Here is a 25,692-nt window from a genome sequence, read left to right as displayed (position 1 = left end):
CGCATCGATACCGAACCGGAGGCCCTGGGCGCTCGCCCGGGGCCTCCCCTGCGAACGGGGGAGGACATGAACAAAGGGAAAGCCGCCACGGCGCTCGCCATTGCCGTGGCGTTGCTGGCGATGGGGGCGCTCGCCGTCCTGCCGCTGTCCGAGAGGAACCCTTACGAGGTGCACGAGGTGCCTACTGCGGAAGAGGACGCGACAATGGAGGCTCAAGAGACGGGAGGCGGCATCGACTGGGACGCCCTTCCCGCCTCCGTCGTCGCTTGGGTGCGCGTGCCGGGCACGACCGTCGACTACCCGATCGTCCAGGGCCGGCCCGAATCGCCCGACTTCTACCTCACGCACGACGCCGGCGGCGAAAGATCCGCGTGGGGCGCTCCCTACATAGATGCCGGGTGCGCGCAGGGTGCCGAGAGCCCGCTCGTCATCGTCTACGGGCACCACATGTCCGACGGCACCATGTTCGCGCCGCTCGCGCAGTACTCGTCGCGCGACTTCGCCGAGGGGCACCGCACCATCCGGATCTACACCCGCGAGAAGGCGATCGAGCTCAAGGTCTTCGCGGCCGACGTGGTCGACGCGAGCTCGGAGGGCAAGCGGACCGACTTCGCCGACGCGGCGGAGCTCGCCGCCTACCTCGGGGACAAATTGTCCCGGTGCGAGGTCGTCCTGGAAGAGCCGGCGGACATCGCGCAGGCCTGGGCCTTCGTGACGTGCAGCTACCAGACGAGCAACTCGCGCACCGTCGTCTACGCGAAGGAGGTGGAAGGATGGGATTCGCGCCCTTCGGAATAGGGCTCCTCATGGGGCTCCTCACGCTCACGGCCTACGCCTGCTGCGCAGCCGGCGACGACGACCGGGACTAGCCGTGGGAAATCGAAATCGCACAACGGAAAGAGGCGGGCAATTGCCCGCCTCTTCTCACATCACCCACTTGAACACGGCACGGAACAGCCAGACGAAAAAGCCCAGCGTGACCTTAAGCGCCGCCATGAGGAACCTACCAAGCCTCTTCATCGACGTCACCCCAATCTTCCTTGACCTTGCGGGCGCCCTCGTCGGCGCCCTCCTCCTTCTCTTGCGCGAGCAGCCTCGCCAGCTCGTCGGGCACGCCCGGGACCTCTGCCCTCCCCAGAGCGCGCTGCAGGTCCCTTATCTGCGATTTCAGCGGTTTTGAGGGAGGGCCCACGTGCTCGCGGTAGCAGGCGCCGATCGCGGCCGCGTCGCACAGGAAGCCCCGCACCCGGGCGAACGCCTCGTCGCCGTCGAGCAGGACGCGGCGGGCTCGCCCCAGCTCGGCCTCCGAGGCCAGCATGAAGCGCCAGCCACGGGACCTGCGCGCGGCCGGTATCCCGTCCGCGGGCGCGTCGGCGCGCCAGTCGTCGCGCACCTGGTGCCAGTTCGCCGTGAGCCAGAGCCCCTTCTCGGGCTCCTCCCGCATCTCGAGCTCGAACTCCGTGAGCATGTTCGCGCCGGAGAACGGCGACCCCTCCGTGAACGAGAGCGTGTCGAACAGCGTCGTCCTGCCGCCCTCGTACTCTATCCTCACCATCATCTCCGGCCCCTCTCCCTGCGCTGGTCCTGCTGGGCCCGCTGCCGCTCGGCGGCGAGGATGCGCTGTTGCTCGTCCGCTCGGTGGCACTGGCGCGAATTGCCGCTGGCATCGTCGCGCCCTTCACCGTCCCCGTAGCGGGTCTTGAGCGGCATGAGCCCGTTCTCGGCCATGTAGGCGCGGGCGGCCTCGAGGCGACGGTATCCCTCGCCGCCCGCCTGGCCGCGCCGCTCGAGCGTCGCCATCCTGAGCCCGAACTCCTCGATGGACTCGACGTCGAACTTCGCGCACGTCTCGAGCGCCGAGGAGAGCCTGCTCAGCTCCGAGAGGTCGTTGAGCTCGAGGGCTCGCTCGGCGGCCTCGCGGATCCGCGCGGCGCTCGCGTCCGTGGGGCGGTAGGCGCCTTCGCGCTCGAAGCGCCGGCGCAGCATCTCCTTGCCGTAGACGAACCCCAGGCGCTCGCCGGTTACCTTCTTGGACGGTTCCTCCGCCAGGCTGAACACCCAGTCGTCCCGCCGCGCCTTGGCCGAGTTGTCGGCGACGTGCACGCCCAGGGCGTCGAGGATGCCGAAGAACTCCGCCTCGTCGCGCGCCGTGGTCTTGGCGAGCGCGACGCGGGCGCGGATGTCGCCGACCCACGAGTAGCCGCCCGAGCGCATGATCTCCTTCTCGGCCCGGCCCAGGTAGACGCTCCTGCGGCTCCTGGGCCCGCCCGCACCTGCCCGCCCGCGCGCCTTCGACGGAGATTCGGGCGCCCGGTCGTTGGAGAGCCCCGACAGCCCGCGCTCGCGCGCCATGTCCTGCAGGTCTCGGTTGAGGTCCTCGGGGTGCTGGGTCTGCATGCGGTAGCCGGTGCGGAGGTTGGCGTTGTTCACGACGATGTGCGCGTGCGGTATGCCGCGGGCGTTGTCGTCGTGGTAGACGATGGCGATCTCGTGGTCGTCGAAGTGCCTGAGCGCCCACGAGCACGCGAGCTCGCGCAGCGTCGCCAGGTCGATGTCGTCGCCGGGGTCCGGCGAGAGCACGAAGTGCTTGAACGTGCGCGCGGGCTTGCCCCTCCAGGGTGCGTCCGTGCCGAACGCGGCGCGCGTGGCGTCCATCTCGGCGTCCCAGGCGCAGGCCTCCTTGGCGTCTTCCCCCAGCGCGCCGGCGTCGCGCTCGTCGTAGCTCAGGTTGAACAGGTCGCGCGCCAGGGCGCGGCCTCCCTTCTCGAGGTAGCGGCGGATGCCGCCCGTCGAGCCGTGGCCGCTTATCGGCTTCAGGATCGGCATGGCGAGCCCTCCACGAGCGAGTCGGCGCCGATGCGACCGAGCTCCGCCGCCATCTCTCGGGCCGCGGCGTTCACGTCGGCGAGCTCGCGCTCGATCGTCGGGATGCTATCCGCGACGAGGTCGCGGTCGACGTGCCCGTGGCGGGCGTGGAAGTTGATGAGGTTCATCGCGTGCACGGCCTGGTTGTAGTGGTAGCCCCACTTCGTGAGCTCTCGCGACATCGCCCACAGGGCTCTGCGGTCCACGAGTATGCGGTGCTCGTCTCCCGCGTTGGCCTCCGTCGACAGCGGTATGCGAACGAGGTAGCGCAGGTACTCCGACTTGCTGAGGCCGGCACGCTCGCACCGCTCGCAGAGCGCGTCGTAGTCGCCTCCCTCCATGCGGAACGTGACGCGGCGCTCCTTGCCTTTGGCGGCGCCGGCTTCCTCTTCCATGGCGGATTCCTTTCCTCGGGCCCGCCGCGCGGCGGGCGCGTCTCTCTAGGGGTGCGGGGGATCCCCCGCAGGCGGCGGCCCGGCTCGGGCGCCGCCTCTGGGACCGGGCCTCGCGAAAGCGGGCTCCCGAACGGCCCGCGGCATGACGGGTCCGAGGCCGCCCGGTCCCCAAGTGCTATGGACGCCCGACGCGATGTCGGACGCCATAGGCTACTTGCTGGATTTCGGGCCTGAGGCCCTTCTGCGGCGCTTTCGGGCATCGGTGCCCGCATCCGTGTAGGGCGCGGTCATGAGCGCCATCTCCCGCAGCAGCGAGAGGTCGGCCGGGCTCGGGCTCTCGGGCGGGCTCTCCAGGAAGTCGGCGACGAGCCTCGCGGCCTTCGCGATGCGGCCGTCGGGGCCTGCCTGCGTCTTGCCCTCGCTCCTCACGTAGTCGGAGAGCTCGCGCTTGGTGCGCCGCCAGGGCTCCATCGCGGCGTGCATCTCCGCCTGGCGCTCCTTCGGCATGCCCGCGAGCGTGCGCACCGCCTCGGCGCTGAGGTTGCCGCGGTCGGCCTCGGCGGCCCACTCGGGCGAGAGGTCCTCGGCGATGCGGCGGGCAAGCCTCTCCTCGCGCGCGATGGTCTTGCCGGAGACCTTGCGGCCCGTCTGCCGCTCGATGATGGCGGCCTTCACGTCGTCGACGCGCATGCCGGAAAGCGACGGGTCCTCGGAGCGCAGGCGCACGGCGTCGCCCCTGAGCGCCTCGGTCGCTGCGGCGCGCTCGGTCACGGTGAGCGCGCGGGTGAAGTAGTTCGCGGCGTGGAGCAGCGTCACCGCCCGCTCGTCGTCGATGCCCTCTATCACGCGGCAGGGCATCTTCTCGTAGGCGGGGTCGTCCTTGGCGAGCAGCGCGTAGGCGGCCTTGCGCCGGTGCCCGGAGACCATCTGCCACGAGCCGTCGCCGACCTTGCGCACGAGCGGCAGGTCGGTGAGGCCGTCCTCGCGTATGGACTCGGCGAGCTCGGCTATCCCCGTTGGGTCCATGGAGTAGGCGGCGTTCGCCGGGTGGTCGGCGATGTCGGCCACCGCTATCTCGGACACCGGGTAGCGCCCGCGGGTGCGCGACGCGCCGTCGAGAAGCCCCGTGATGGTGAAGCCCGCGGCCACCTGGCTAGGCGAGCTCACGGGACACCTCGTCGGCGAGAGCTTCGTAGTCGCGTGCGGGGCGGCTCCCCGGCTCGAAGGCCGCCACCGGCTTCCATTGCCAGCTGCCCTCGCAGACCTTGCTGCTCGCGTGGATGACCGTCTCGAACTGCTCGCCCGGGAAGAACCCGTCGAGCACGGCCGCGCCCGTGGCCTCGGCGTTGGTCATGCGGCCGGGCACGCAGGTGCGCAGTATCTTCCATCTGGGCGTGGGCATGCGCAGAGCGTCCGCGATGGAGCGCGTCGCCTCCACGGTGAGCGCCGTGCCGCGCATCACGGTGGAGTCGAGCTTCACGGGGATGACGACCATGCCGCCCTCCGTTGCGGCGAGGTAGGCGTTGAAGGCGAGCCTGCGCATCACGGGGCTGCAGTCGATGAGGCAGACGTCGTAGGAGCCCGAGGCGTCGTCGAGGGCGAACTTGAGGCGCTGCTCGCGCAGGAGCATCTCGTTCTGGTCGACGAGGTCGATGGTCGAGGCCACCACGTCGAGGCCCTCCCCGGCGGCGTAAGCGACCTCTTCCACGGGCGCGCCGCCGTAGAGCAGCTCGACCGAGGTGCGGCGCTCGGAGGCGGCGCGGTCGTAGAGGCCGAAGAAGTCGGTGGCAGACGCCTGCGGGTCGAGGTCGACGAGCAGGGTCCGAAGGCCCCTGGCGGCGAAGATGGCCGCCAGGTTGACGGCGGTCGTCGTCTTGCCGACGCCGCCCTTGTAGTTGGAAATGGCTATCGTGCGCATGGGTCGCGTCCTCTCTAGCGTGGGGCGCGCCTCGCCGCATCCGGTCCGGCGCGCCCCGAGTCTCGGAGCGTCGGGACAAAACCGTACGGATTTGTCCGACAAGCGGAGTGTACCACGAAAACGTACGTATATGTACGTTTTCGTGGTACAGGGGCCGGTTTCGGGGGAAAGCCCGGCCCCGGGAGCCCGGGGCCGGGCGCGCCGCCTAGGAGAGCGGCTCCATCTCGCCGAAGCAGTTGATGTGGTGGCGAAGGAGTGCGCGGTTCTCCTTGACGACCATCATCGCCACCTCGTCGAAGCGGACCGGGGTGTCGGCGTAGTCGTCGCCGTTGCCGGCGAGCCACCTCGCCGCCAGCGCCTCGCGCAGCCCGCGCGCCCTGTGGGCCTCGGGGAAGCCGTCCGTCCCGATCCGGACCGTGGCGTCGACGAAGACCAGGGTCCCGTCCTCGTCCACCGCCACGAGGTCGATCCCGCCGATGCCCTCGGGTCCCTGCCAGGCCTCGTCGACGATCTCGTAGCCCTTGCGCTCGAGGAAGGCCTTGACCGCGCCCATCGCCTTTTCCTTCATGTCGTTCATGTCTTGCTCCTTAGACTCTGAGGCCCGCCCCTGTGGCGTGCCTTGCGCCGCGTGAGTCGCATGCAGCGCGGGCGTGCCTGCAAGGGAGGAAGCGAAGTCGGGCATGGAAATAGAAGTCTCCCGACGGCAGTTTTTCGCGTTGTTCGCGCGCGGAGCGCATGGGGCGAAGAACCCGAAAAAGTGTCGCGGCCCTTGCTGGCCGCCTGCCGGCGTGCGACCCTGCGCGTCCAAGGAGCGCCGGGGCGGGTATTCGGATCAAAGGGGCGCAGGCGTGCGGCATGGAATCCGGCGTGGGCGCCGAGACCCTCCGGGCATGGGATGCGGCCCATCGGCGGTTGCTGGGCTCCCGCGGGGATTGACGACGACGTCGTGGCGGGGACGGAGGCGGGTTCCCGAGTCGCGGCGCCGCGGCATGAGTCGGGACGGACGGCTTTCCCGTGCCGCTTGCGGCCGATATGCGCACGGGACCGCGGGCGGCGAGATGGTTCTCCGCATGGAACGGCTACGGTGCTGCGCGACACGTCCGTTGAGAGAAGGAGGCGAGCTGATGTTGAGCCACGAAGAGAAGTTGGAGCGCATCGAGCTCATCGATGCCGTGTGCGATGCCGGGAGGCTGGCGAGGGGCCTGGACCAGCTGCTCGAGTCCCTGGCGCATGCCGACCAGCTGGACCCGCTCGACGTCGAGGGGATTCTGGCCCTGAAGTCGATAAGTGAGAGGTGCGCCGAGCGCATCGGCGACGCCGCGCGAATCTTGGAGGCTCAGAACGAGGTTCTCTACGCCGAGGAATGGGCAAACGCCAAACCTCGCGAAAACGAGAGATGAGGACCCGAACGAAAGCGGCCATCCAAGCCCGATCAGGGCGTCCATCGCCGTCCGCGCTCATATAAAGCCTGGACATCGGCTGTCCTCGCATTCCCAGTGCCGCCGCGTGCCGTCGCGTTATAATGCTGCAAACGCATTTGTATTGCATTTCGAGCGATGGGAGCGCAGATGCCCGACAGCTACAAGGAGCTCATCAAGAGCAATCCCGACGAGACCGAGATCAGAAGCTTCCTGGTGGACGGCGACCAGGTCTCCGTGACCCTGCGCATCCCCGACACCCTGCGCGACGCGGCGAAGGAGGAGGCGGCCCTGCGGGGCATGAGCTTCTCCGCCTTCGTGCGCACCTGCATGATCGAAGAGCTCGCGAAAAAGGGGGCATAGAGGCGTGAAGTCGCTAAGCAACGTCGGCGCGGAGCGCCTGGGAGACGCCCTCGGCGAATCCATCGACGACGGCGCGAAGTTGTCGATAATCAGCTCGTATTTCACCGTGTTCGCCTACGGGGAGCTCAAAGAGGAGCTCTCCAAGGTCGACGAGGTGCGCTTCCTGTTCAGCGAGCCCACCTTCATCAAGCGCATGGCCGACTCGAAGGAGCCGCGCGAGTTCGAGGTAGCCCGCCGCGCGCGCGAGGTCGGCGTCGGCGGCTCGGGGCTCGAGCTCACGCTGCGCAACAACCTAAACCAACGCGCGCTCGCCCGCGAATGCGCCGAGTGGATCCGCGAGAAGGGCGTCTTCAAGTCCGCCAAGACGTCCGGCGCCATTCAGCCGGGCGGCACCTACGTGGTGGAGAACCCATCCGGCGACGACCACGCCTTCATGGGCGCCGCCGCGAACTTCACGCAGGAGGGCCTCGGCTACGAGCGCCGTCCGGGAACCGTGACCTGCGTGAGCCATTTCGAGAACGCGACCGAGGCCGTCGGCCTCAAGATGATGTTCGAGTCGGTCTGGGACAACCCTGCCATGGTCGAGGAGGTCACCGCGCAGGTGGCCGCCCAGGTCGAGACGCTCTACCGCGAGAACCCGCCCGAGTTCATCTATTTCCTGACCCTGTACCACCTGTTCCGCGACTTCATGGAGGACGACGAGGACAACGGCATCCGCCCCGGCCTCAAGTTCGAGGAGTCCGTGGTCTGGAGCAAGCTCTACGACTTCCAGAAGGACGCCGTCGTGGGCGCCATCCGCAAGCTGGAGAAGTACAAGGGCTGCATCATCGCCGACTCGGTGGGCCTGGGCAAGACCTACGAGGCGCTCGCCGTCATGAAGTACTACCAGGAGCGCAACGACCGCATCCTCGTGCTGTGCCCGAAGCGCCTGCGGGACAACTGGACCCTGTGGACGCAGGACAACGACGACCGCAACCCGCTGGCCGACGACCGCTTCAGCTACACGGTGCTCAACCACACCGACCTGTCGCGCTACCACGGCATGAGCGGCGAGGTGGACCTCGAGCACCTGCGCTGGGGCCACTTCGACCTCCTCGTCATCGACGAGAGCCACAACTTCAGGAACAAGAGCACCGACGCGGACAAGACCGACCGCTACACGCGCCTCATCGAGGACGTCATCAAGTCGGGCCAGCGCACGAAGGTGCTCATGCTCTCTGCCACCCCGGTGAACAACCGCCTGCTCGACCTGCGAAACCAGATCGAGCTCATCACCGAGGGAGACGACGCGTACCTCGCCGATACCGATGGCATCCCGTCGATCACCCACGTGACGCGCGTCGCCCAGCAGAGGTTCAACGAGTGGAGCAAGCTCTCCGACTCCGAGCGCACGACCGAGAGCTTCGTGAACGCGGTGAACGCCGACTACTTCAAGCTGCTCGACGTGCTGACCATCGCGCGCAGCCGCAAGCACATCACGAAGTACTACGGCGCCGCGAGCGGTACCTTCCCGGCGCGCCGGCCGCCCCTGTCGTTTCAGACGCCCATTGACCTAGAAGGCGAGCTGCCGCCGATTGCCGTGCTCAACGACATGATCGCCCAGCTCACGTTCGCCCAGTACCAGGTGCTCTCCTACGTGCGCGCCGACCAGCGCCGCAAGTACGAGGACCGCTACGGGGACACGTGGGGCAAGGACTTCGAGAGCCAGGTCCACCGCACGACGGCGGTGGCCAACCTCATGCGCGTCAACGTCCTCAAGCGCATGGAGTCCTCCGTGAACAGCTTCCGCATCACGCTGCGACGAATCCTCGACGGCTGCGTCGACCTGCGCGCGAGGCTCGACGCCGACGCGTCGGGGGTCGCCTACGGCACCGAGGGCCTCGAGGACGGGTTCGACGACGACGATGCCGAGGAGTTCGAGGCCGGCGGCAAGGTGCGAGTCGACCTGCGAGACGTCGACGCCCTGCGCCTGGGCCAGGACCTCGACTTCGACATCCAGGTGCTCCGGGCCCTGCTAACCTATGCCGACGCGGTGACGCCCGAGCGCGACGCCAAGCTCGTGAAGCTGCGCGACTTCATCGCGGGCAAGGTCAGCGAGCCGTACAACCCCGGCAACCGCAAGGTGCTGGTGTTCAGCGCGTTCGCCGACACGACGGCGTACCTTTTCGAGCAGCTGGCGCCCTGGCTGAAGCGCGAGCTCGGAATCGAGTGCGCCGAGGTGGCGGGCAGCTCCAACCGGACCTACTCGCTGAAGCTTCCCAGGACCACCTTCGAGAACATCCTCGCGAGGTTCTCTCCCGTCTCAAAGGAGCTGCCGGAGAGCCAGCGGGAGCTCGGCGAGATCGACGTCGTCTTCGCGACGGACTGCATCTCCGAGGGCCAGAACCTGCAGGACTGCGACTGCCTGGTGAACTACGACATCCACTGGAACCCCGTGCGTATCATCCAGCGCTTCGGCCGCATCGACCGCCTGGGATCGAAGAACTCCCAGATCCAGCTGGTCAACTTCTGGCCGGACATCGCGCTCGACGAGTACATCCAGCTCGAGGGCCGCGTGAAGGGGCGCATGGCGCTGCTCGACGCGTCGGCAACCGGCGAGGAGAACGTGCTGGAGGCCAAGGGCAATGGAGAGATGAACGACCTCAAGTACCGTCGCCGGCAGCTCCAGCAGCTCAAGAGCGAGGTGCTCGACCTCGAGGACATCTCGGGCGGCATCTCGATCACGGATTTCGCCTTCGACGACTTCCGCGTGGAGCTCCAGCGCTACGCCAAGGAGCATCCCGGCGCGTTGGAGAACTCGCCGGCGGGACTGCACGCCGTGGCCCCCATCCCCGACGAGCTTCGCAGCGACGTGAAGCCAGGCGTGGTCTTCTGCCTCAAGCAGAACGACGAGGGCAACGATCCCAGGGACACGAACCCTGTCTTCCCGTACTACGTGGTGTACGTGTCGGCCGACGGCGAGGTCATGACGAAGCACACCCAGCCCAAGCCGGCGCTCGACATCATGCGCGCCGTCTGCTCTGGGCATCCCGAGCCCATCGCTAAGCTGTGCCGCGAGTTCAACCGCGAGACCCGCGACGGGACGAGGATGGACGCCTACACCCACCTGCTTGACGATGTCGTTGCGGCCATCACCGGAACGCAGCAGGACAAAGGCATCGAGAGCCTGTTCAGCCTGGGAGAGGTCGGCAGCGGCACCGTCATGGGCTTCAACGACTACTCGTTGGTATGTTTCGCGGTGCTGCGATGAGCGGCATCGACTGGAACGGAATCCTGCGCCTGCCCGAAGCGGCGCTCGCGGGATGCCGCCGCATTCCCAAGACGGTGCTCGTCAAGCAGGCCATGCTCACCAAGACCGAGCAGAAGAGGCTCGACAAGGTCGCGCGCCTCGAGCACTTCGCCACGGTCCAGAAGTCCACGACGCGCATCCCGCCGTACGAGGACGACGAGCGCAACGTGCAGAGCGTCGTCTTCCTCCGTTGCGAGATGACAGCCGGGACCATGGCGGTGGCCGAGGTGGCGGAGCTCGTGCACAAGTGCTTCCCGAACCCGACGGTGCTCCTGGTCGAGGCGGGCGGCTGCGCGTGCATATCGGTCGCCCTCACGCGGAGGAGCCAGGCCGAGCAGGGCGCGACGGTCGTCGACCGAGTCGAGTCGACGGGCGCGTTCGATCCTGGCCGTTCAGAATACGCGGACTTCCTAGGCGCGCTGGCATTCGGGCGGCTCTCGCAGGGCGACCTCTGGGAGTACCTGGTCGACCTGTCGCGCACCGTAGCGCTGTCCCGCGCGATTGGCGGCCTGGGGTTCTACCCCGTATGCCCCGCTCGAGACCGGGAAAAGCTGATCGCCCTCACGTCGCGCTACGATGAGATGGGAGCCTCCGTCAAGCGGCTGAAGGAGCAGCGGCGGTCGAAGGACATAACGCTCAACGAGTCCGCGAAGCTGAGGATGGAAATGAAGGAAGAGGAGCGACGCCTGAGGGCGGTCGCCGATGAGATAAAGGAGATCTGCAATGGCCGTTCTAGATGAGTATATTTTGCGAGCGGCGCGCCTTTTGAGTGATGCTGCAGATGAGGATGTTGATGCGCTCTGCCGTGAAATCATGCAGGTCTTCGACCTCGACTACACTAACCCCGAGGCTTTAAAATATATCAATTCCTCAAGCTCATTTCGCTACTCGAAAAGCGACCTAGGGATGATTCTCCAGAAGCTGCGCCTAAAGCGGGAAGACTCAGACGACAAAGCGTTCGGTGCCGCATTCTGCGCAACTATAACGCAGCATATCAGGAGACTGGAGCAAGCTCTTGAAGAGGGCGTGAAAGACGACGAGCTCAAAGCCGTATACGACTCAATCGACTACGTCTACGCAAACGCGAGGGGCTACGACTCCTACACGGACGGACTAGCCTCCTATTCCTATGGGTCTTCCAATCGCAATGATTTCAACGATGAACAGACGCAACTACGTATCGACAAACTGAAGCATTTCCGTGATGAGGAGCTCCGTAAGCTGAAAATCGCCGAAGCGCAGGGCGCTAGCGTCAGCCTCACGGCATCCGCCACGAGCAACGTACAGGTCACGTTAGAGGCAACCTTTGAACAGATTGACAAATTGCCAGAGACAACGCTTTCCGATGACGAGAAGACGCTGCTCAAAGGGATGATGGGCGATCTCAACACAAAAGATAAAAGCAAACGGGGCAGCAAGCTTGACAAACTCCTGAGCTGGCTTGCCGGCAAGGGCACCGACGTTTTTATTGCCGCCATGCCCTACATAGTTCAACTAATCAAATCTCAACTTTCCTAGGAGGAGACCTCATGGGCGAGATAGAAAAGATGACTCTTGAATCGGAGAGTCTTATTGACGACCGCCTGAATAAGCTCAAGGAGCTGATGCCCGAAGTGTTCTCCGAGAGCGGAATCGACTTCGACAAACTGCGGCTGGAGCTTGGCGACGAGGTAGACGAGGGCCTGGAGCGCTATGCGTTCACGTGGCCCGGCAAGGCCGATGCCATCCGCCAGTCGCAGATGTCCAGCACTGCTACTTTGCGTCCCCGTATCGAGAAAAGCCGCAGCCGCGATGGAGAGGATGGGTCCTTCGACTCGGACAACATTTATATCGAAGGCGACAATCTCGAGGTGCTGAAGCTCCTACAGCGCGGCTACCACGGCAAGGTCAAGATGATCTACATCGACCCACCCTACAACACGGGTCACGACTTTGTCTACAAGGACAATTTCGGCAACTCTGTCGATAACTATAAGGAGCAGGCGGGACTCGCCGGCCAGTCCAACGCCGACACAAGTGGCCGCTACCATAGCGACTGGTGCTCGATGATGTACCCTAGGTTGAGACTGGCTCGAGAGCTCCTAACCGACGATGGCGTCATTTTCATTTCGATTGACGATAACGAAGACCGCAATTTGCGCATCCTCTGTGACGAGGTGTTCGGAGAGGCAAATTTCGTTTCTCAGCTAATCTGGGAACGAGCTTACTCGCCCAAGAATGACGCCAAATACGTTTCAAATAGCCATGATTATGTTCTCGTATACGCCAAATCCATTGAGCGCTTTGTGATTGGACGCCTGCCGAGAACAGACGAGGCAAACGCCCGCTACAAGAATCCAGACAACGACCCTCGAGGCGTTTGGAAGCCAAGCGACCTCAGTGTAAAGACTTACAGCCCAGATTCCGACTATCCAATCACAACGCCCTCGGGGCGTGTTGTAGAGCCTCCAGCAGGACGCTGCTGGAGGCTCTCGCGAAACGCGTTTCGCGAGAGACTCCAGGATAACCGCATTTGGTTTGGCCCAAACGGCGACAGCGTCCCTTGCATCAAGCGTTTCCTAACAGAGCTCAAATATGATGGAATGGCTCCAACTTCAATCATGTTTTACAAAGAAGTGGGTCACAGCCAGGAAGGCGCCAAGGAGCTCGTATCTCTATTTGACGGAAAGGGCTATTTCGATGGACCGAAACCGACGAAACTACTTCAGCGCCTGATAACCCTTGCGAATCTGCTAATGTGCGATAAAGAAGTAATAGAAGTGTAAAAAATTTTGCCGTTCCTATCCGGCACTTAGGGCTGTGTCGGATAGGTCAGGCGTTAGGCTTCCGGCAAGTCTATCTTGCCGACAAAGCTGTAATAAATCTCAATGTCCTGCCTGCGGGTGCCGTTCTCGTCATAGCTGCACTCATGCACGACGATTTTCTCAATCATTTCCCGCAAGAGGGTGGGGGTCAATTCTTCAAAAGCAAGGTGCTTTCTCACAATCCCCATGAATTTCTCGGCGTTGACGGTGGCGGCCTGCGACTTGGAAAGTTCCTCCTGCAAAGCGGCAGCCCGGTCTTTCAGTTCCCGCTGCTCCTGCTCATAGTCCGCCGACAGCTCCATGAAACGCTCGTCGCTGATTTTGCCGCTTACATTGTCCTCATACAGCCGCTTGATAATGCGGTTCACTTCGGCAATGCGTGTCTGGGCCTGTTCAAGCTGCTTCGTGGCTGCGGCGGTCTTTCTCTTGCCGCCGATTTCGTTCTGCTGGATGAGCAGCTTTACAAAGCGGCTCTCATGCCTGGCGGCGTATTCCGTCACTTGCCGGAGATTGGAAAGCACGCCCGCCGTCAAAAGGTCGGTGCGGATAAAGTGTGCCGTACAGTCACGGGTACGCTTCTTGTAGCTGCCGCAGATATAACAGTCCTGCTTGCGGTTCTATTCGTCTGTTCCTGGTTCAAAATAGTTTCTCCTCTCTGATACTGATTTTATCAATGATATTTCGCAATAGCCAGCAATGAACGCTTGCATTGCGCAAGACGTTACATTATCTTCTGAAACATATAGCGCACCTTGTCCAGGCGGCTGTTTGGACGGCGGGGCTGGATGACTGGCTTGCCGACAGCGGCCTGATACCCTTTCAGTTCTGTAAGGCATACGCTCTGCCCGTTGGTGTAAAAGGCCAGATCAGTACGGTATGCCTGTATACAGCGGGCGGGAATCTCGCCAGTAAAGACAACTTCATCCTTTTTTACCTGGACCGTTTCGATGGTGGCACAGTATTTCGGTGCATCATGATAAGCCCTGGAAAGATATTCCCGGGGCGCATAGAGGGTGAAGGAGAGATAAGGTTCCAGCAGTTGCGTCCCTGATTCCTTCAATGCCTGTTCCAATACAATCGGGGCCAATGAGCGGAAGTCCGCCGGCGTGCTGACCGGACTGTAATAAAGCCCGTATTCAAAGCAAATCTTACAGTCCGTTACGTTCCAGCCGAACAAGCCCTGCTCCAGCCCGTAACGGATACCATCCCTGACAGCGTTTTGAAAACTCTGGTTCAAGTATCCCAGCGAAACCCGGCTCTCGTATTGTACACCGGAGCCAAGCGGGAGTGGTGTAACAGACAGTCCGATGGATGCCCAAAACGGGTTGGGCGGCACCTCGATATGGATGGTGTGGCTGGCTGCTTTGAGCGGCCGCTCCATATAAATGACGGTGGGTTCCTTTACCACTGTTTCAAGCTTGTATTTTTCCGACAGCAAAGCGGAAACAACCTCCAACTGCACCCGGCCCAAAAAAGAAAGAATGATCTCATGGGTGATGGAATCCACCTCGCAGCGCAAAAGCGGGTCAGTATCCGCAAGTTGCGTAAGAGCGTCCAGCAGCCGTTCTCTTTGCGCTGCCGTTTTCGGCGCAATCGACGTCCGCAGCATGGGGAGGGGGTCCTCACGCCACCTTTTACGAGGGAGCCGGGTTGGGTCCCCTAATACATCGTTTAACCTCACGCTGTCGCTGGGAAGGATAACAATTTCACCCGGATAAGCGGTGTCTGTCCGAACAATTTCCCCTTTGGATGGAATACGCATCTCTGTGATTTTCAGCTTTTCTCTCCCGGCCAGGGCCACCGTATCCCGCAGGCGCAGCGTTCCGCTGTATAGCCGTAGATAGACACGCCGCTGGCCGCAATCTGTATACTCCACCTTGAAAACGCTGCCGCATAGGGCGGCGCTCCCCTGTTCCCCAATCGGTTGGAACAGCCCTGTCACCGCATCCATCAACGGTTGAATGCCAAGGCCCTTTTTGGCGCTGCCATAATAGACCGGGAACAGGGAGGCGTCTTGAACCCGCCGCTGTTCCTCCCGCACAAGTTTTTCCCGGCTGATTGGTTCTCCTGCGATATACTTTTCCAATAATTTATCGTTATTTTCGATGACCGCATCCCATGCTTCTATGTCGGTATTTTCCTCCAGGACTATTTCCGGGGACAGCGACACCGTCTGCTTGATGATAATATCGGCGGAGAGCTTATCCCGAACAGACTGAACCACGCTCTGCAAATCAACGCCAGCCTGGTCGATCTTGTTGATAAAGATAACGGTGGGAATGTTCATTTTCCGCAGGGCATGGAACAGAATACGGGTCTGGGCCTGCACGCCATCTTTAGCGGAGATCACCAAGATGGCCCCATCTAAAACAGCCAAAGAGCGGTACACCTCCGCCAAAAAATCCATGTGGCCGGGCGTATCCACAATGTTGACTTTACATCTGTGCCACTGGAAGGAAGTGACTGCCGCTTGAATGGTAATCCCACGCTGCCGCTCCAAAAACATGGTGTCCGTCCTCGTTGTCCCTTTTTCGACGCTCCCCGGTTCTGAAATGGCTCCGCTGGCATATAGCAGGCTCTCCGTCAAGGTCGTCTTTCCAGCGTCTACATGGGCAAGAATTCCAATATTGATTATTTTCATGTGATTGTCCTCCCTTTACTGCCCCGAAGGGCATAAAAATCCCCAGCAGTAAAATACTTTTACCACTGGGGATGATAATTTGCGGACATACACATATGCAGCATACACCTGTTTGTGAGTGCTGTTTTTGGGGATATGTCAAAATTGATAAGGCAAAAGTATTCTTAAATTGGGTACAAAAAACTAAGCCCCTACAAAAGGGACTATCATAATCCTTTGTTCCCACTATTTGATTATAGTTTTATTTAAGAATACCTTGCCGCATATTTTTTACTCCTTTTCTGGACTTGAATTATTATATCACATCAGTTTTAGGAAAACAAGTATCTAAAAGAAATTTTTCTTCCCCTTATATGTAACAATCATACCGGCTTCCTAACGTTCAGAATGGTTTCTACTGTCTGCTGCGGTGTTTGGTTGGAATTGTCCAGCCAAAAGCCGATCCGTGGTGTTGTCTGCATTTTACTAAATACAAATTCAATGTATACAGAAAGAAATATATAAGGAGTGGGAGGGATTCCGCCGTAGTCGGCATTGTAGGAAAATCCAAAAGTTTAGATTTTCTCAAAATGCTTATCTTTTGGTCTTTGGTTCGGAATAGTGTAGTGCTGGCGGTCTATCTATTGTTTTCGGTTGCTTGCTTCTTTACCGTACATGAGCATTTAAGCACGGGTGATATTGTGCTTGATTTTTTCTCAGGCTCAGCATCGACCGCCCATGCCATGTTCCTGCAGGAGCTCGGAAAAGATGATCGCTATCAGTTTATCCTTGTCCAGCTTCCAGAGCCTTGTGACCCGAAACGCGACGCCTACAAGGACGGGTATGAGACTCTCTGCGACATAGGCGAAGGACGCATTCGCCGCGCAGGCGACAAAATCAAAACCGAGCTCGAGGAATCCAACCGTCAACTCAAGCTTGGCGAGGGACCCAAGCAGCTTCCCGACATCGGCTTCCGTGTGTTCGAGCTCGATGAGTCCGGCATTGAGAAGCCCGAGCCCGGTCAGCTCCTCTTCGACGTGGTCAAGCCCGATCGCTCCGATATGGATATCGTCTTCGAGATGATGCTCAAATGGGGCCTCGAGCTCACGCTGCCCGTCGAGAAGTCTGAAGCCGCGGGCTATCCCATCTGGTCCGTCGCTTGCGACGAGCTCGTCTGCTGCATGTCCCGAGGCCTCACCATTGAGGCGCTCGAGGCCATCGCCGACATGGAGCCCAGGCGCGTTCTCATCCTCGATTCCGTCCTCGACGACACCCTCAAGCTCAACGCCGTGCAGATCTTCAAGCACGCCGGCGAGCGCATGGGCTGTGAGATCGAATTGAGGACGGTCTAGCATGGCGGCGCTCGAGTTCAAGTTCTCATCCGACCAGCAGCACCAGCTGGAGGCCATCGAAGCAACCTGCGACCTGTTCCGCGGACAACAATTTATTGGCAGCGTATTCTCCGCCGATTCCGGCCGCAAAGGCCAGACGGCAATCGGCGAGCTCATGGTCGGCCACGGCAACGAGCTTCGCGTGGCGCCGGGCCAGCTCCTCGACAACCTGCACGCCGTGCAGGAGGAGGGCTGCCTCCCGGCAACCGACGTCCTCACCGATGGGCGCCTGCGAGACTTCACCGTCGAGATGGAGACCGGCACCGGCAAGACCTACGTCTACATCCGCTCCATCTACGAGCTAAACCGCCGCTACGGCATCACCAAGTTCGTTATCGTCGTGCCGAGCGTGGCCATCCGCGAGGGCGTCCTCAAGAGCCTCCAGACCACCCGCAGGCACTTCGAGACGCTCTACGACCGCACGCCGCTCGACTACTTCGTGTACGACTCGAAGGACATGGGGCCGGTGGGTAACTTCGCCACGTCGAGCTCCATCCAGGTCATGGTCATCAACATCGACGCGTTCAACAAGGGCCTCGAGAAGGATGGCACCGCGAAGGAGGGCAACCTCTTCCACCGTCCCAGCGAGAAGCTCACCGGCGGCTTCAGCCCTCGCGAGCTCGTGAGCGCCTGCAAGCCCGTCGTCATCATCGACGAGCCCCAGAGCGTCGACAACACCAAGCAGGCCAAGGCCGCCATCAAGAGCCTGAACCCGCTGTTCGTGCTGCGCTACTCGGCCACGCACAAGCAGGCCTACAACATGATCTACCGCCTCACGCCGGTCGACGCCTTCGAGCGCCACCTGGTGAAGGGCATCTGCGTGGACTCGATCAAGGCCGAGGCGAACCTCAACGGCGCGTACGTGAGGCTCGAGTCCGTCAAGTCCGACCCGTTCTCCGCCAAGGTGTCCATCGACGTGCGCCAGGCCGACGGCACGCAGAAGCGCAAGGCCGTCACGGTGAAGACCGGCAACGACCTCTACCAGAAGAGCGGCGAGAACAGCGACTACGAGAGCGGCTGGGTGGTCAACAACATCGGCGCCGCAGTGGGCGACGAGTTCATAGAGTTCCAGAACGGCGAGGTGCTCGAGCTCGGCGAGGCGCTGGGCGACGTCAACGAGGAGGTCGTCAAGCGCGCGCAGATCCGCCGCACCATCGAGGACCACCTGGCCCGCCAGTTCGAGCTGTGGCCGCGCGGCGTGAAGGTGCTCTCGCTCTTCTTCATCGACCGCGTCGACCGATACCGCGTCTACGAGCCCGAAGTCCACGGCGGCCTGTACGCCCTGATGTTTGAGGAGGAGTACGCAGGTGCCCTGAACTCGAAGGCGCCTCGTCGCATCGCAAAGGCGGCGGGGATCGGCAAGGGCACGTGGCTCGAGTGCTACGAAGCCGTCGGCGCCCCGCTGGTGCGCGACCCCCACGCCGTGCACCAGGGATACTTCGCCAAGGACAAGAAGGGCAAGTTCAAGGACTCCAAGGGAGCCGCCGGCACCGCCGACGACGCCGGGGCCTTCGAGCTCATCATGCAGAAGAAGGAGACGCTCATCTCCTTCCCGGACGGCAAGGACGCGGACAAGGACGTCTCTTTCGTCTTCAGCCACTCCGCGCTCAAGGAGGGCTGGGACAACCCCAACGTGTTCCAGATCTGCACGCTCGTCGAGACAAAGGACAACCTGACCAAGCGCCAGAAGATCGGCCGCGGTCTGCGCCTGTGCGTGAACCAGGATGGCGAGCGCCTGTACGACCCAGAGGCGAACGTGCTCACCGTCATCGCGAACGAGAGCTACGACGACTTCGCCAACGGCCTGCAGAAGGAGCTTGAGGCTGAGGACTTCAAGTTCGGCGTCATCACTCCGGAGAGCTTCACGAAGGTCACGGTCAAGGGCGATGATGGCGTCGAGGAGCGCCTGGGCTACGAGAAGTCCAAGCAGGTCTACGACCACCTCGTCGCGACCGGCATGGTCGACGACAAGGGCGCGGTGACGCCCGAGCTGAAGGCGGCCGCCGAGGAGGGCAAGGTCGAGCTCCCCGCCGAGCTCGAGCCTGCCAAGGAGCAGGTCGAGGCGATCATCATCCACAAGTCCCAGAGGGTCCAGATCCGTGACAAGGCCAAGGAGGTCTCGGTCGAGCTGCAGAAGGACGTCACGCTCGACCCTGCGTTCCAGGCCCTGTGGGACCGCATCCGCCAGCGCACGCGCTTCCAGGTCGAGGTCGACTCCGGCAAGCTCATCGAACATGCCATCGAAGCTGTCGACGGCATGCTCGCCGTGCGCCCGCCCCAGGTGACGAGCGAGCGTGCCTCGCTGGGCATCGACGACGCGGGCGTGAGCGCCGAGGGCACGGGCACCTCCGTGGTGTCCGTTTCGGGAAAGGTGAAATACGACCTTCCCGACCCGATCGCAGAGCTGCAGGACGCCGTCGGGCTCACCCGCGGCACCATCAAGGCGATCCTCGAGGGCTGCAGCCGCCTCGACGAGTTCGAGATCGACCCCGCGACCTTCCTCGCGCAGGTCGGCGACAAGATCAACCGCGTGAAGAACGACCTCATCGCCCAGGGCATCAAGTACGTGCGCCTTCCCGAGGACGAGTGGTACACCATGCGCGACCTCGAGCTTGACGACTACACGGCCTACCTTGGGCAGAACGCGTGGAAGCCGGACATGACGAGCAAGAGCCTGTACAACTACGTGGTCTACGACTCGGCGGGGGTCGAGCGCTCCTTTGCCGAGGCTCTAGACAAGCAGGAGGAGGTTCTCGTGTTCGCGAAATTGCCCTCGGCGTTCAAGATCGACACGCCGCTCGGCAGTTACAACCCCGACTGGGCGTACGTCGAGGAGGCCGACGGCGAGCGCCGCGTGTACTTCGTGACCGAGACCAAGGGCGGCAAGAACGGCGAGCCCGCCCTGCGCGACGCGGAGAAGATCAAGATCGGCTGCGCCAAGAAGCACTTCGAGGCGCTGGACCTCGGAAACGACTTCCATTACAACGTGCGCACGACCTACCAATACGAGGCGGTGAAGGCTTAGGATGTCGAAGCTGCCCGGAAAGATGACGCGAAAGCAGCACTGGGTGCCGCGGTTCTACCTGCGCCATTTCGCGGATTCCTCCGGGCAGCTTCATGCCTACAGCAGACAGAAGGGCTCCTTCTTCCGCACGAATTGCGAGAACCTTTGCAGCATGCGCGATCTTTATGAGGTCGAGCATGCCGATGCGACAGGCGATGCGACAGACAGATTCTATGCGCAGAACCTCATCGAGGTTAAGCTATCTGAGCTCGAGAGCCGCATCGCGCCGCTTTACGATCGCTTTTTGGAACGCCAGAAAGAAGACCAGTGCGAAGACGAAGGGTATTCTGATGGGAAAGCCGCCGTTTGCGAGCTGGCAGCAAATATCATCGTCCGGCACCCTATCAGTATGCGCGTCGACAAGAAATGGTCACGCGAGACTGCCGAAGAGCTGCTCAGAAACGTTCATCTGACACCCTATGAGCTCGGCTTGCTCGATTGGTCGGATTGGCGCGGGGATTCCCAAGCGGTGGTCGAGCTTGCCGCCGCCGCAACCATGCTCTTCTCCAACGATGATATTGTGCCAGTTAACCGTATTCGAAAGGCTTTTTTTGAGAAGAGCTTCTCCATCCTTAGGGCACCCGTCGGCTCAGGGTTCGTTACGACGTCGATGCCTATGTTCATCATCGGGCCCGAGGACGACTCGTACGATTTTCATCTCGCGTATATGCCGTTGAGCAGTGAGTATGCTGCGGTCTTTTCAGATGACCCTCTATTTCCGCCGTTTGCGAGACTCGGTTTTTCGGGCGTCGAGTTCATGAACCGACTTCTTCTGCTTAACTGCGAGCATTGGGATGTCGCCATATCGAGGGGAAGCGGCCCGCTCGAGCACGCGGTACGCGATTGAAGTCAAGCGAACAGTGCCGAATTCATGCACGAGATGTTCACGCGCGACGGCAGGGAGCTATCCCTCGACACAGTGATCTACGACCGCTCGAAGAAGAAGGGGCAGACGATGATCGATACCATCGACCGTGGCTGCCTCGAGGGCGGCTGCCTTGATGACGAGGACCTGCGCATCATCTTCGAGCACCTTCTGGGGAGAAGACGGCAAGGACCGGGAACATTAAAGGGTCAAGCAGCGTATTGATAAAATTGACCCCGCCAGCAATAACCGCAAAGGATAGATAGGGCTTTAAGGATGGATGCAGGAAAAGCAACGATAAGCGGCGTGTTCAACGGATCGCGCCTGCTCGAAATACCTTTTTACCAAAGGGCGTACGTCTGGGGAGAAGAGCAATGGGAGCGTTTCCTCGGCGACATGGAGTTCGTCACGGCCTCGAAGCGGCCCTATTTCCTGGGCTCCATCATCCTGAAGCAGGCCTCCTCCGGCAACACCTGGTCCGAGGTCTCCGAGGTTCGCACCGTCATCGACGGCCAGCAGCGACTCACGACCATGGTCATCTTCTTCAAGGCACTCTGTGCAAAAAACGGCACCAACAATTTGTTTGAGCGAGATTTCGTCCTGGAGACCGGCGATGTCGCCTTGCGGCACGGCAAGTACGACCGGCAGGATTTCGAAAAGGTCGTCAGCGCCACGGGCTGCGAACCCCTCGAGGGCTCCTCGGCCATCGTCCTTGCCTACAACTACTTCCTCAAGAATATCGACCCGGAGAAGGTCGACAGGAACACGATCAAGTCGAACGTCCAGTTCGTCTGCATCGATCTTACCGAGGGCGAGGACGAGCAGCAGATATTCGACACCATCAACTCGCTCGGGGTGCGCCTGACGACGGCGGAGCTCCTTAAGAACTACTTCTTCAACCGCGAGAACGAGCAGGCGTTCAAGGAGTGCTGGGAAGACGTCTTCGAGCCCACGGCTGAGAAGAGGGAGTATTGGGAGCAGGAGATCGTTACCGGGCGCATCAAGCGCACGCTCGTCGACCTCTTCTTCGACGCGTTCCTCCAGATTCTGGTCCAGGACAAGAGGCGTGGCGTCACGACCGAGGACAAGCTCTTCTATTCGCGTACTTCGAACCTCTTCCAGTCCTACAAGGATTTCATCGGCAGGTACTGCAACGGCGACAAGGTCGAGATTCTCGACAACATGAAGGCGTATGCCGAGGCGTTCGAGTCCACGTTCGACCCTGGCTACTGCGACGCGGACATCCCCTCCGCTTCCGGCGTCGAGCGCCTGAACGTGCTGATATTCGGCCTCAAGAACTCGACGCTCATCCCGTACGTGCTCTACGTTCGAAAGAACGCGGAGTCTTCGAGCGAGGAATCTAAGATCTACGCCCTGCTTGAGAGCTACATCGTCCGCCGAATGCTGGTTCAGGCGACCACGAAGAACTACAACAGGCTGTTCACCTCGCTGATCTTGAACGAGGTGAAGGACGCGGAGGCGCTGAGGAAGGCTCTCGAAGCCAATGACGAGGCGACGACGTACATGCCCGGCGACGCCGAGGTTCGAGCGGCATTCGAGGAATCGTGTCTGTACAACCTCCAGTCCAAGGGCGTCCTCTATCTGCTGGAAAGCGCCATTCGTCCGGGCATGAGCAGCACGGCCCTGCTCGGGTTCAACCAGTACACCCTCGAGCACATGATGCCCAAGAAGTGGCGCAACAAATGGGGAGCCCTCGACGATGAGGCTGCCACGCGAAGGGACCGGAAGCTCCTCACGCTCGGCAACCTCGCCATCATCACGCATTCGCTCAACGCCTCCATCCGCGATGCCGATTGGCCCACCAAGAAGCAGGGAAAGGGATACAAGGACGGCCTTGCCCTCTGCGCCGCCGGCCTTGCGACCATGGCCGGCGCCCTAGAGAAGGAGTCTTGGAACGAGGGCGATATCGCCGATCGCGCCGAATGGCTTGCGGACAAGGCGTTGGAGGTCTGGCGCTAGGCCCTACCTGCGTCCCATCTCGAAGATGCTTGCGGTGTCGGAACCCGCATCGATGACGGATGGAACCGGCTCTTCCAAAAACGTAGTTCGTGGCGATGTCTCTTCCGTCGGCGCGTCAAGAGGCTCGCCGAGCGCTAGGAAGAACCTCATCACGTGCTCAATTCTCTGTTGCAGGGACTCGCTCAGCTCGCCGTAGGAGGCCGCCAGCCGCACCTCCTTGGCCAATTCCGCCATCGAGTCCCTCAGTGCCTTCTGCACGCTCACGGAGGGCCTCACCTCGACCTGGGTATCGGTGAGCTTGGCGATGATGTAGTCCTGCCTGTTCATGCCGCTCCAGGCTGCCATCTCGCATATGAGCTTGCGCTCCTCGGGCGTGCAGCGGAACGCCATCGTCTTGCTGCGCTTGCGGGCGCTGTTCTCGCACGGCATCCTTCTTACCCCCTCGCCCCGTCGAGCGCGGCGGCCATCTCGTCCTGCTTCGTGGGGAACAGGTGCGCGTAGCGGTAGGTGATGTCCACCGCCTCGTGGCCCATGCGCTCGGCGATGGCCAGCGCGGAGAAGCCCATCTCTATCAGCAGGCTCACATGGCTGTGGCGTATGTCGTGTATGCGGATGCGCTTCACGCCCGACGCCTTGCACCCGCGCTCCATCTCGTGGGCCAGGAAGTGCTTGGTCACGGCGAACAGGCGCTCGTCGGGGGCGACGTCGTCGCGCATCTCGATGAAGTCCGCCATCTCGTCGCGCAGGAAGGCGGGCATGACGATCGTGCGCACGGACTTGGGCGTCTTGGGGTCGGTCACGGTGTCAACGCCGTTGAGGCTCTGGTACGACTTGTTGATGCGCAGCCGCGAGCTCTCCAGCATGAAGTCGGACGGCGTGAGCGCCAGGAGCTCGCCGCAGCGTATGCCCGTCCAGTAAAGCAGCTCGAAGGCGTGGAATGAGAGAGGCTTGTCCATGACGGCCTCGCTGAACCTCAGGTACTCGTCCTTGGTCCAGAACTGCATCTCGCCGCCCTTCTTCGAGCCTATCTTGTCGACCCTGCGCACCGGGTTGTCGCTGAGGCCGTAGTAGCGCTCGGCGTGGTTGAAGATGGCGTTGAGCTGGTTGTTCACTGTGCGCAGGTACGTCGGTGCCCAGGGCTTCCCGTCGGCGTCCCGGTGCTCGGTGAGCTCGTTTTGCCACCTGATGACGTCGATCGGCCTCACGTCGCACATGCGCATGTCCCCGAAGAACGGCACGAGCTTGTCGTTGATGATGTACTCCTTGGTGATCCACGTGTGCTCGCGTATGCGCGGCTTCACCTCGGAGGCGTACACCTCGACGAACTCGGAGAACGTCATGTCCATGGCCCCGCCGTTAAGGCTCTTGAACTGGCTCTCCCACACTGCGGCCTCCACCTCGGAGGAGAAGCCGCGCTTCGTCTTGTGGCGCTTCGAGCCGCGGGCGTCGCGGTAGTAGCACTGCACGTAGAACGTGCCGTTGCCGTCGTCCTTGTACACGGGCATGTCAGTCCACCTCCGGGAAGTACAGGGCGTCGAAGACGTCGCTTCGAACGCGCCCGCGGATGACCACGCGCCCGCGCGCCTCCTGCTCGGCGTTTATCTTCCTGATCACCTCGTAGGCGCTGCCTTTCTTGATCCTCAGCAGCTCCGCGACCTCGTCGGCGTCCAGCATGTGCGGCCTCGGCGTCTTCGCCACCTTCTCGTCCATGGCTCCTCCAATCAATGGCGTACGGATACGTACGGTTCACAGATTCAGAGTAAACGTACATATCTGTACTGTCAATAGAATTGCGTACATTTGCGTACGCTGATAAGATGTGCTGGTACGTAATTCCAGGAGGAGGGCTCATGTCCGTAGGCGAGAACATAAGGCGGTACCGCAAGTCGCGCGGCATGACGCAGGCGCAGCTCGCCGAGGCGGTCGGCCTGACCGAGGGGGCCGTGCGCCACTACGAGAGCGGCATCCGCGCCGTGAAGCCCGAGCTGCTCGAGTCCATCTCCGCGGCGCTCGGCGTGTCCGTCAACGCCCTCAAGGATTACGGCGTCGAGACTGCGGGCGACCTCATGTCGCTGCTCGTGCGGCTCGAGGACTCCTTCGGCATCGTGCCCGCAGCCGACGGCACGGGCCTCTCCCTGAACCCCAAGGCGCCGCACGCGCCCAAAGCCGCGATGGCGATCGAACTGTGGGCAGAGAAGCGCGCGCAGCTCGAAAACGGCAAGATCGACGCCGACGAATACGAGGACTGGAAAGCCTCGCTGTAGCGGCTCTCCGCATTTCGCGATCAACGCAACCGAATCAGGACGGTGGACCAGGCGGCGAGCGCCGCTCGGGCCTGCGTAAGCTGAGTTTTTACTCCCCATTGCATGCCAAGGCATTTCCGGCGCACCTGGGGAGTAAATGACGCGGTGGCTTACACGGCGGCACGCGGCAGTACGCCGCGGCATTTCCCCTGGTTACTCCCGTTTTCATTGAGGCGGCGAGATTCTTTACTCCCCATTAACCACCTGGGAAAACGCTGTGAGAAGACCGCCGAAAAGCCTATTGAGTTCGATTTGAGTTTCACAGGCCCCGAAACGGCCCCGTTTGGCTCTCGGAGACAAAAATCGCGCGTCTACTCACTTGGGATGAATCCTTACTCCCGTTCCTCCGAATGCCGCACCGTGCCTTGCCGTCTTGAAACACGGGGGAGTAAATTGCGAAATCGCAGGTGAAAGGGA

The 25,692-nt window shown here is 61.9% G+C and carries 24 protein-coding genes; 13 read left to right on the top strand and 11 right to left on the bottom strand.

What is annotated here, in order from left to right; translation table 11 throughout:
• Window positions 1–66 precede the first annotated feature (66 nt).
• A complete protein-coding gene (locus BN3560_RS03525) occupies window positions 67–798 on the top strand; it encodes a class B sortase (RefSeq protein ID WP_071128194.1) in 732 nt (243 codons plus the stop codon).
• A 205-nt stretch (window positions 799–1,003) separates the two neighbouring features.
• Here BN3560_RS03525 and BN3560_RS03520 read toward each other — a convergent pair whose 3' ends face one another.
• The 6 genes from BN3560_RS03520 to BN3560_RS03495 all read right to left on the bottom strand — a co-directional run bounded on the left by BN3560_RS03520 (window position 1,004) and on the right by BN3560_RS03495 (window position 5,755).
• Window positions 1,004–1,558: a hypothetical protein gene (locus BN3560_RS03520; protein ID WP_073293304.1), complete on the bottom strand. Its 555-nt coding sequence runs from the start codon at window positions 1,556–1,558 to the stop codon at window positions 1,004–1,006.
• On the bottom strand, window positions 1,555–2,826 hold the full coding sequence (locus tag BN3560_RS03515; RefSeq protein WP_096227023.1) for a relaxase/mobilization nuclease domain-containing protein: 1,272 nt from the start codon (window positions 2,824–2,826) through the stop codon (window positions 1,555–1,557). The genes BN3560_RS03520 and BN3560_RS03515 overlap by 4 nt, the downstream gene beginning before the upstream one ends.
• Window positions 2,814–3,260: a CopG family transcriptional regulator gene (locus tag BN3560_RS03510; RefSeq protein ID WP_015540324.1), complete on the bottom strand. Its 447-nt coding sequence runs from the start codon at window positions 3,258–3,260 to the stop codon at window positions 2,814–2,816. The genes BN3560_RS03515 and BN3560_RS03510 overlap by 13 nt, the downstream gene beginning before the upstream one ends.
• A 210-nt stretch (window positions 3,261–3,470) precedes the next feature.
• Complete coding sequence (locus BN3560_RS03505; RefSeq protein ID WP_096227022.1) at window positions 3,471–4,427, bottom strand: ParB/RepB/Spo0J family partition protein; 957 nt, start codon at window positions 4,425–4,427, stop codon at window positions 3,471–3,473.
• Window positions 4,414–5,178: a ParA family protein gene (locus BN3560_RS03500; RefSeq protein WP_033499416.1), complete on the bottom strand. Its 765-nt coding sequence runs from the start codon at window positions 5,176–5,178 to the stop codon at window positions 4,414–4,416. The genes BN3560_RS03505 and BN3560_RS03500 overlap by 14 nt, the downstream gene beginning before the upstream one ends.
• A gap of 205 nt (window positions 5,179–5,383) precedes the next feature.
• Window positions 5,384–5,755, bottom strand: a complete 372-nt coding sequence (locus BN3560_RS03495) for a YraN family protein (protein WP_096227021.1) — start codon at window positions 5,753–5,755, stop codon at window positions 5,384–5,386.
• Window positions 5,756–6,302: 547 nt separating this feature from the next.
• Here BN3560_RS03495 and BN3560_RS03490 point away from each other — a divergent pair.
• From BN3560_RS03490 to BN3560_RS03465, 6 genes are all read left to right on the top strand, one after another.
• The gene (locus BN3560_RS03490) at window positions 6,303–6,578 is read left to right on the top strand and encodes a hypothetical protein (protein ID WP_052118776.1); all 276 of its coding nucleotides are present in this window, start codon (window positions 6,303–6,305) and stop codon (window positions 6,576–6,578) included.
• A 168-nt stretch (window positions 6,579–6,746) separates the two neighbouring features.
• Window positions 6,747–6,959, top strand: coding sequence for a YlcI/YnfO family protein (locus BN3560_RS03485; RefSeq protein ID WP_227561562.1), 213 nt, complete (start codon window positions 6,747–6,749; stop codon window positions 6,957–6,959).
• A 4-nt stretch (window positions 6,960–6,963) separates the two neighbouring features.
• Window positions 6,964–10,209, top strand: coding sequence for a helicase-related protein (locus tag BN3560_RS03480; RefSeq protein ID WP_096227020.1), 3,246 nt, complete (start codon window positions 6,964–6,966; stop codon window positions 10,207–10,209).
• Complete coding sequence (locus BN3560_RS03475) at window positions 10,206–10,988, top strand: DUF4391 domain-containing protein (RefSeq protein WP_033499419.1); 783 nt, start codon at window positions 10,206–10,208, stop codon at window positions 10,986–10,988. Before BN3560_RS03480 ends, BN3560_RS03475 begins: the two co-directional genes overlap by 4 nt.
• Window positions 10,972–11,766 (top strand): hypothetical protein, encoded by a 795-nt coding sequence (locus tag BN3560_RS03470; protein ID WP_033499420.1) that lies wholly within the window; start codon window positions 10,972–10,974, stop codon window positions 11,764–11,766. The genes BN3560_RS03475 and BN3560_RS03470 overlap by 17 nt, the downstream gene beginning before the upstream one ends.
• A gap of 11 nt (window positions 11,767–11,777) precedes the next feature.
• The gene (locus tag BN3560_RS03465) at window positions 11,778–13,013 is read left to right on the top strand and encodes a site-specific DNA-methyltransferase (protein WP_197702168.1); all 1,236 of its coding nucleotides are present in this window, start codon (window positions 11,778–11,780) and stop codon (window positions 13,011–13,013) included.
• A gap of 53 nt (window positions 13,014–13,066) precedes the next feature.
• On the opposite strand, the gene BN3560_RS03460 is transcribed toward BN3560_RS03465, so the two are convergent.
• Complete coding sequence (locus BN3560_RS03460) at window positions 13,067–13,573, bottom strand: DUF4368 domain-containing protein (RefSeq protein ID WP_431978847.1); 507 nt, start codon at window positions 13,571–13,573, stop codon at window positions 13,067–13,069.
• A 200-nt stretch (window positions 13,574–13,773) separates the two neighbouring features.
• Entirely contained in the window at window positions 13,774–15,693 is a 1,920-nt protein-coding gene (gene tet(W) / locus BN3560_RS03455; protein WP_000691721.1) for a tetracycline resistance ribosomal protection protein Tet(W), read from the bottom strand.
• Between the two features lie 605 nt (window positions 15,694–16,298).
• On the opposite strand from tet(W), the gene BN3560_RS03445 reads away from it, so the two are divergent.
• From BN3560_RS03445 to BN3560_RS03425, 5 genes are all read left to right on the top strand, one after another.
• Entirely contained in the window at window positions 16,299–17,024 is a 726-nt protein-coding gene (locus BN3560_RS03445; RefSeq protein ID WP_197702167.1) for a hypothetical protein, read from the top strand.
• 1 nt (window position 17,025) lies between these two features.
• Window positions 17,026–20,088 carry a type III restriction-modification system endonuclease gene (locus BN3560_RS03440; protein ID WP_033499421.1) on the top strand — a complete coding sequence of 1,021 codons (3,063 nt, stop codon included), beginning with the start codon at window positions 17,026–17,028 and terminating at the stop codon, window positions 20,086–20,088.
• Between the two features lies 1 nt (window position 20,089).
• On the top strand, window positions 20,090–20,974 hold the full coding sequence (locus tag BN3560_RS03435; RefSeq protein ID WP_022349656.1) for a DUF4238 domain-containing protein: 885 nt from the start codon (window positions 20,090–20,092) through the stop codon (window positions 20,972–20,974).
• Window positions 20,975–20,998: 24 nt separating this feature from the next.
• On the top strand, window positions 20,999–21,217 hold the full coding sequence (locus tag BN3560_RS03430) for a hypothetical protein (protein WP_022349657.1): 219 nt from the start codon (window positions 20,999–21,001) through the stop codon (window positions 21,215–21,217).
• An 81-nt stretch (window positions 21,218–21,298) separates the two neighbouring features.
• Entirely contained in the window at window positions 21,299–22,972 is a 1,674-nt protein-coding gene (locus BN3560_RS03425; protein ID WP_197702166.1) for a DUF262 domain-containing protein, read from the top strand.
• A 3-nt stretch (window positions 22,973–22,975) separates the two neighbouring features.
• On the opposite strand, the gene BN3560_RS03420 is transcribed toward BN3560_RS03425, so the two are convergent.
• From BN3560_RS03420 to BN3560_RS03410, 3 genes are read right to left on the bottom strand one after another with little or no spacing between them, the layout of a single operon-like run.
• The gene (locus BN3560_RS03420; RefSeq protein WP_022349659.1) at window positions 22,976–23,401 is read right to left on the bottom strand and encodes a plasmid mobilization protein; all 426 of its coding nucleotides are present in this window, start codon (window positions 23,399–23,401) and stop codon (window positions 22,976–22,978) included.
• Window positions 23,402–23,406: 5 nt separating this feature from the next.
• Window positions 23,407–24,477 carry a site-specific integrase gene (locus BN3560_RS03415; RefSeq protein WP_022349660.1) on the bottom strand — a complete coding sequence of 357 codons (1,071 nt, stop codon included), beginning with the start codon at window positions 24,475–24,477 and terminating at the stop codon, window positions 23,407–23,409.
• A gap of 1 nt (window position 24,478) precedes the next feature.
• Window positions 24,479–24,682 carry a hypothetical protein gene (locus BN3560_RS03410; RefSeq protein ID WP_006681531.1) on the bottom strand — a complete coding sequence of 68 codons (204 nt, stop codon included), beginning with the start codon at window positions 24,680–24,682 and terminating at the stop codon, window positions 24,479–24,481.
• Window positions 24,683–24,822: 140 nt separating this feature from the next.
• Between BN3560_RS03410 and BN3560_RS03405 the strand changes: the two genes are divergently transcribed.
• Window positions 24,823–25,236, top strand: coding sequence for a helix-turn-helix domain-containing protein (locus tag BN3560_RS03405; RefSeq protein ID WP_022349661.1), 414 nt, complete (start codon window positions 24,823–24,825; stop codon window positions 25,234–25,236).
• Window positions 25,237–25,692: the final 456 nt, after the last annotated feature.

It is taken from the genome of Gordonibacter urolithinfaciens, from assembly GCF_900199375.1.
GTDB classification, from domain to species: Bacteria; Actinomycetota; Coriobacteriia; order Coriobacteriales; family Eggerthellaceae; genus Gordonibacter; species Gordonibacter urolithinfaciens.
The sequence above is the reverse complement of the archived record's forward strand: the minus strand, read 5'-3'. Positions and strand labels throughout refer to the sequence as shown.

What these genes read in the sequence shown, in the direction of transcription:
- BN3560_RS03475 (WP_033499419.1), top strand. Translation starts at nt 10,206, where the DNA reads ATGAGCGGCATCGACTGGAACGGAATCCTGCGCCTGCCCGAAGCGGCG.
- BN3560_RS03525 (WP_071128194.1), top strand. Translation starts at nt 67, where the DNA reads ATGAACAAAGGGAAAGCCGCCACGGCGCTCGCCATTGCCGTGGCGTTG.
- BN3560_RS03495 (WP_096227021.1), bottom strand. Translation starts at nt 5,755, where the DNA reads ATGAACGACATGAAGGAAAAGGCGATGGGCGCGGTCAAGGCCTTCCTC.
- BN3560_RS03410 (WP_006681531.1), bottom strand. Translation starts at nt 24,682, where the DNA reads ATGGACGAGAAGGTGGCGAAGACGCCGAGGCCGCACATGCTGGACGCC.
- BN3560_RS03405 (WP_022349661.1), top strand. Translation starts at nt 24,823, where the DNA reads ATGTCCGTAGGCGAGAACATAAGGCGGTACCGCAAGTCGCGCGGCATG.
- BN3560_RS03470 (WP_033499420.1), top strand. Translation starts at nt 10,972, where the DNA reads ATGGCCGTTCTAGATGAGTATATTTTGCGAGCGGCGCGCCTTTTGAGT.
- BN3560_RS03420 (WP_022349659.1), bottom strand. Translation starts at nt 23,401, where the DNA reads ATGCCGTGCGAGAACAGCGCCCGCAAGCGCAGCAAGACGATGGCGTTC.
- BN3560_RS03465 (WP_197702168.1), top strand. Translation starts at nt 11,778, where the DNA reads ATGGGCGAGATAGAAAAGATGACTCTTGAATCGGAGAGTCTTATTGAC.
- BN3560_RS03515 (WP_096227023.1), bottom strand. Translation starts at nt 2,826, where the DNA reads ATGCCGATCCTGAAGCCGATAAGCGGCCACGGCTCGACGGGCGGCATC.
- BN3560_RS03430 (WP_022349657.1), top strand. Translation starts at nt 20,999, where the DNA reads ATGCACGAGATGTTCACGCGCGACGGCAGGGAGCTATCCCTCGACACA.
- BN3560_RS03415 (WP_022349660.1), bottom strand. Translation starts at nt 24,477, where the DNA reads ATGCCCGTGTACAAGGACGACGGCAACGGCACGTTCTACGTGCAGTGC.
- BN3560_RS03490 (WP_052118776.1), top strand. Translation starts at nt 6,303, where the DNA reads ATGTTGAGCCACGAAGAGAAGTTGGAGCGCATCGAGCTCATCGATGCC.
- BN3560_RS03510 (WP_015540324.1), bottom strand. Translation starts at nt 3,260, where the DNA reads ATGGAAGAGGAAGCCGGCGCCGCCAAAGGCAAGGAGCGCCGCGTCACG.
- BN3560_RS03500 (WP_033499416.1), bottom strand. Translation starts at nt 5,178, where the DNA reads ATGCGCACGATAGCCATTTCCAACTACAAGGGCGGCGTCGGCAAGACG.
- BN3560_RS03520 (WP_073293304.1), bottom strand. Translation starts at nt 1,558, where the DNA reads ATGATGGTGAGGATAGAGTACGAGGGCGGCAGGACGACGCTGTTCGAC.
- BN3560_RS03440 (WP_033499421.1), top strand. Translation starts at nt 17,026, where the DNA reads ATGGCGGCGCTCGAGTTCAAGTTCTCATCCGACCAGCAGCACCAGCTG.
- BN3560_RS03435 (WP_022349656.1), top strand. Translation starts at nt 20,090, where the DNA reads ATGTCGAAGCTGCCCGGAAAGATGACGCGAAAGCAGCACTGGGTGCCG.
- BN3560_RS03485 (WP_227561562.1), top strand. Translation starts at nt 6,747, where the DNA reads ATGCCCGACAGCTACAAGGAGCTCATCAAGAGCAATCCCGACGAGACC.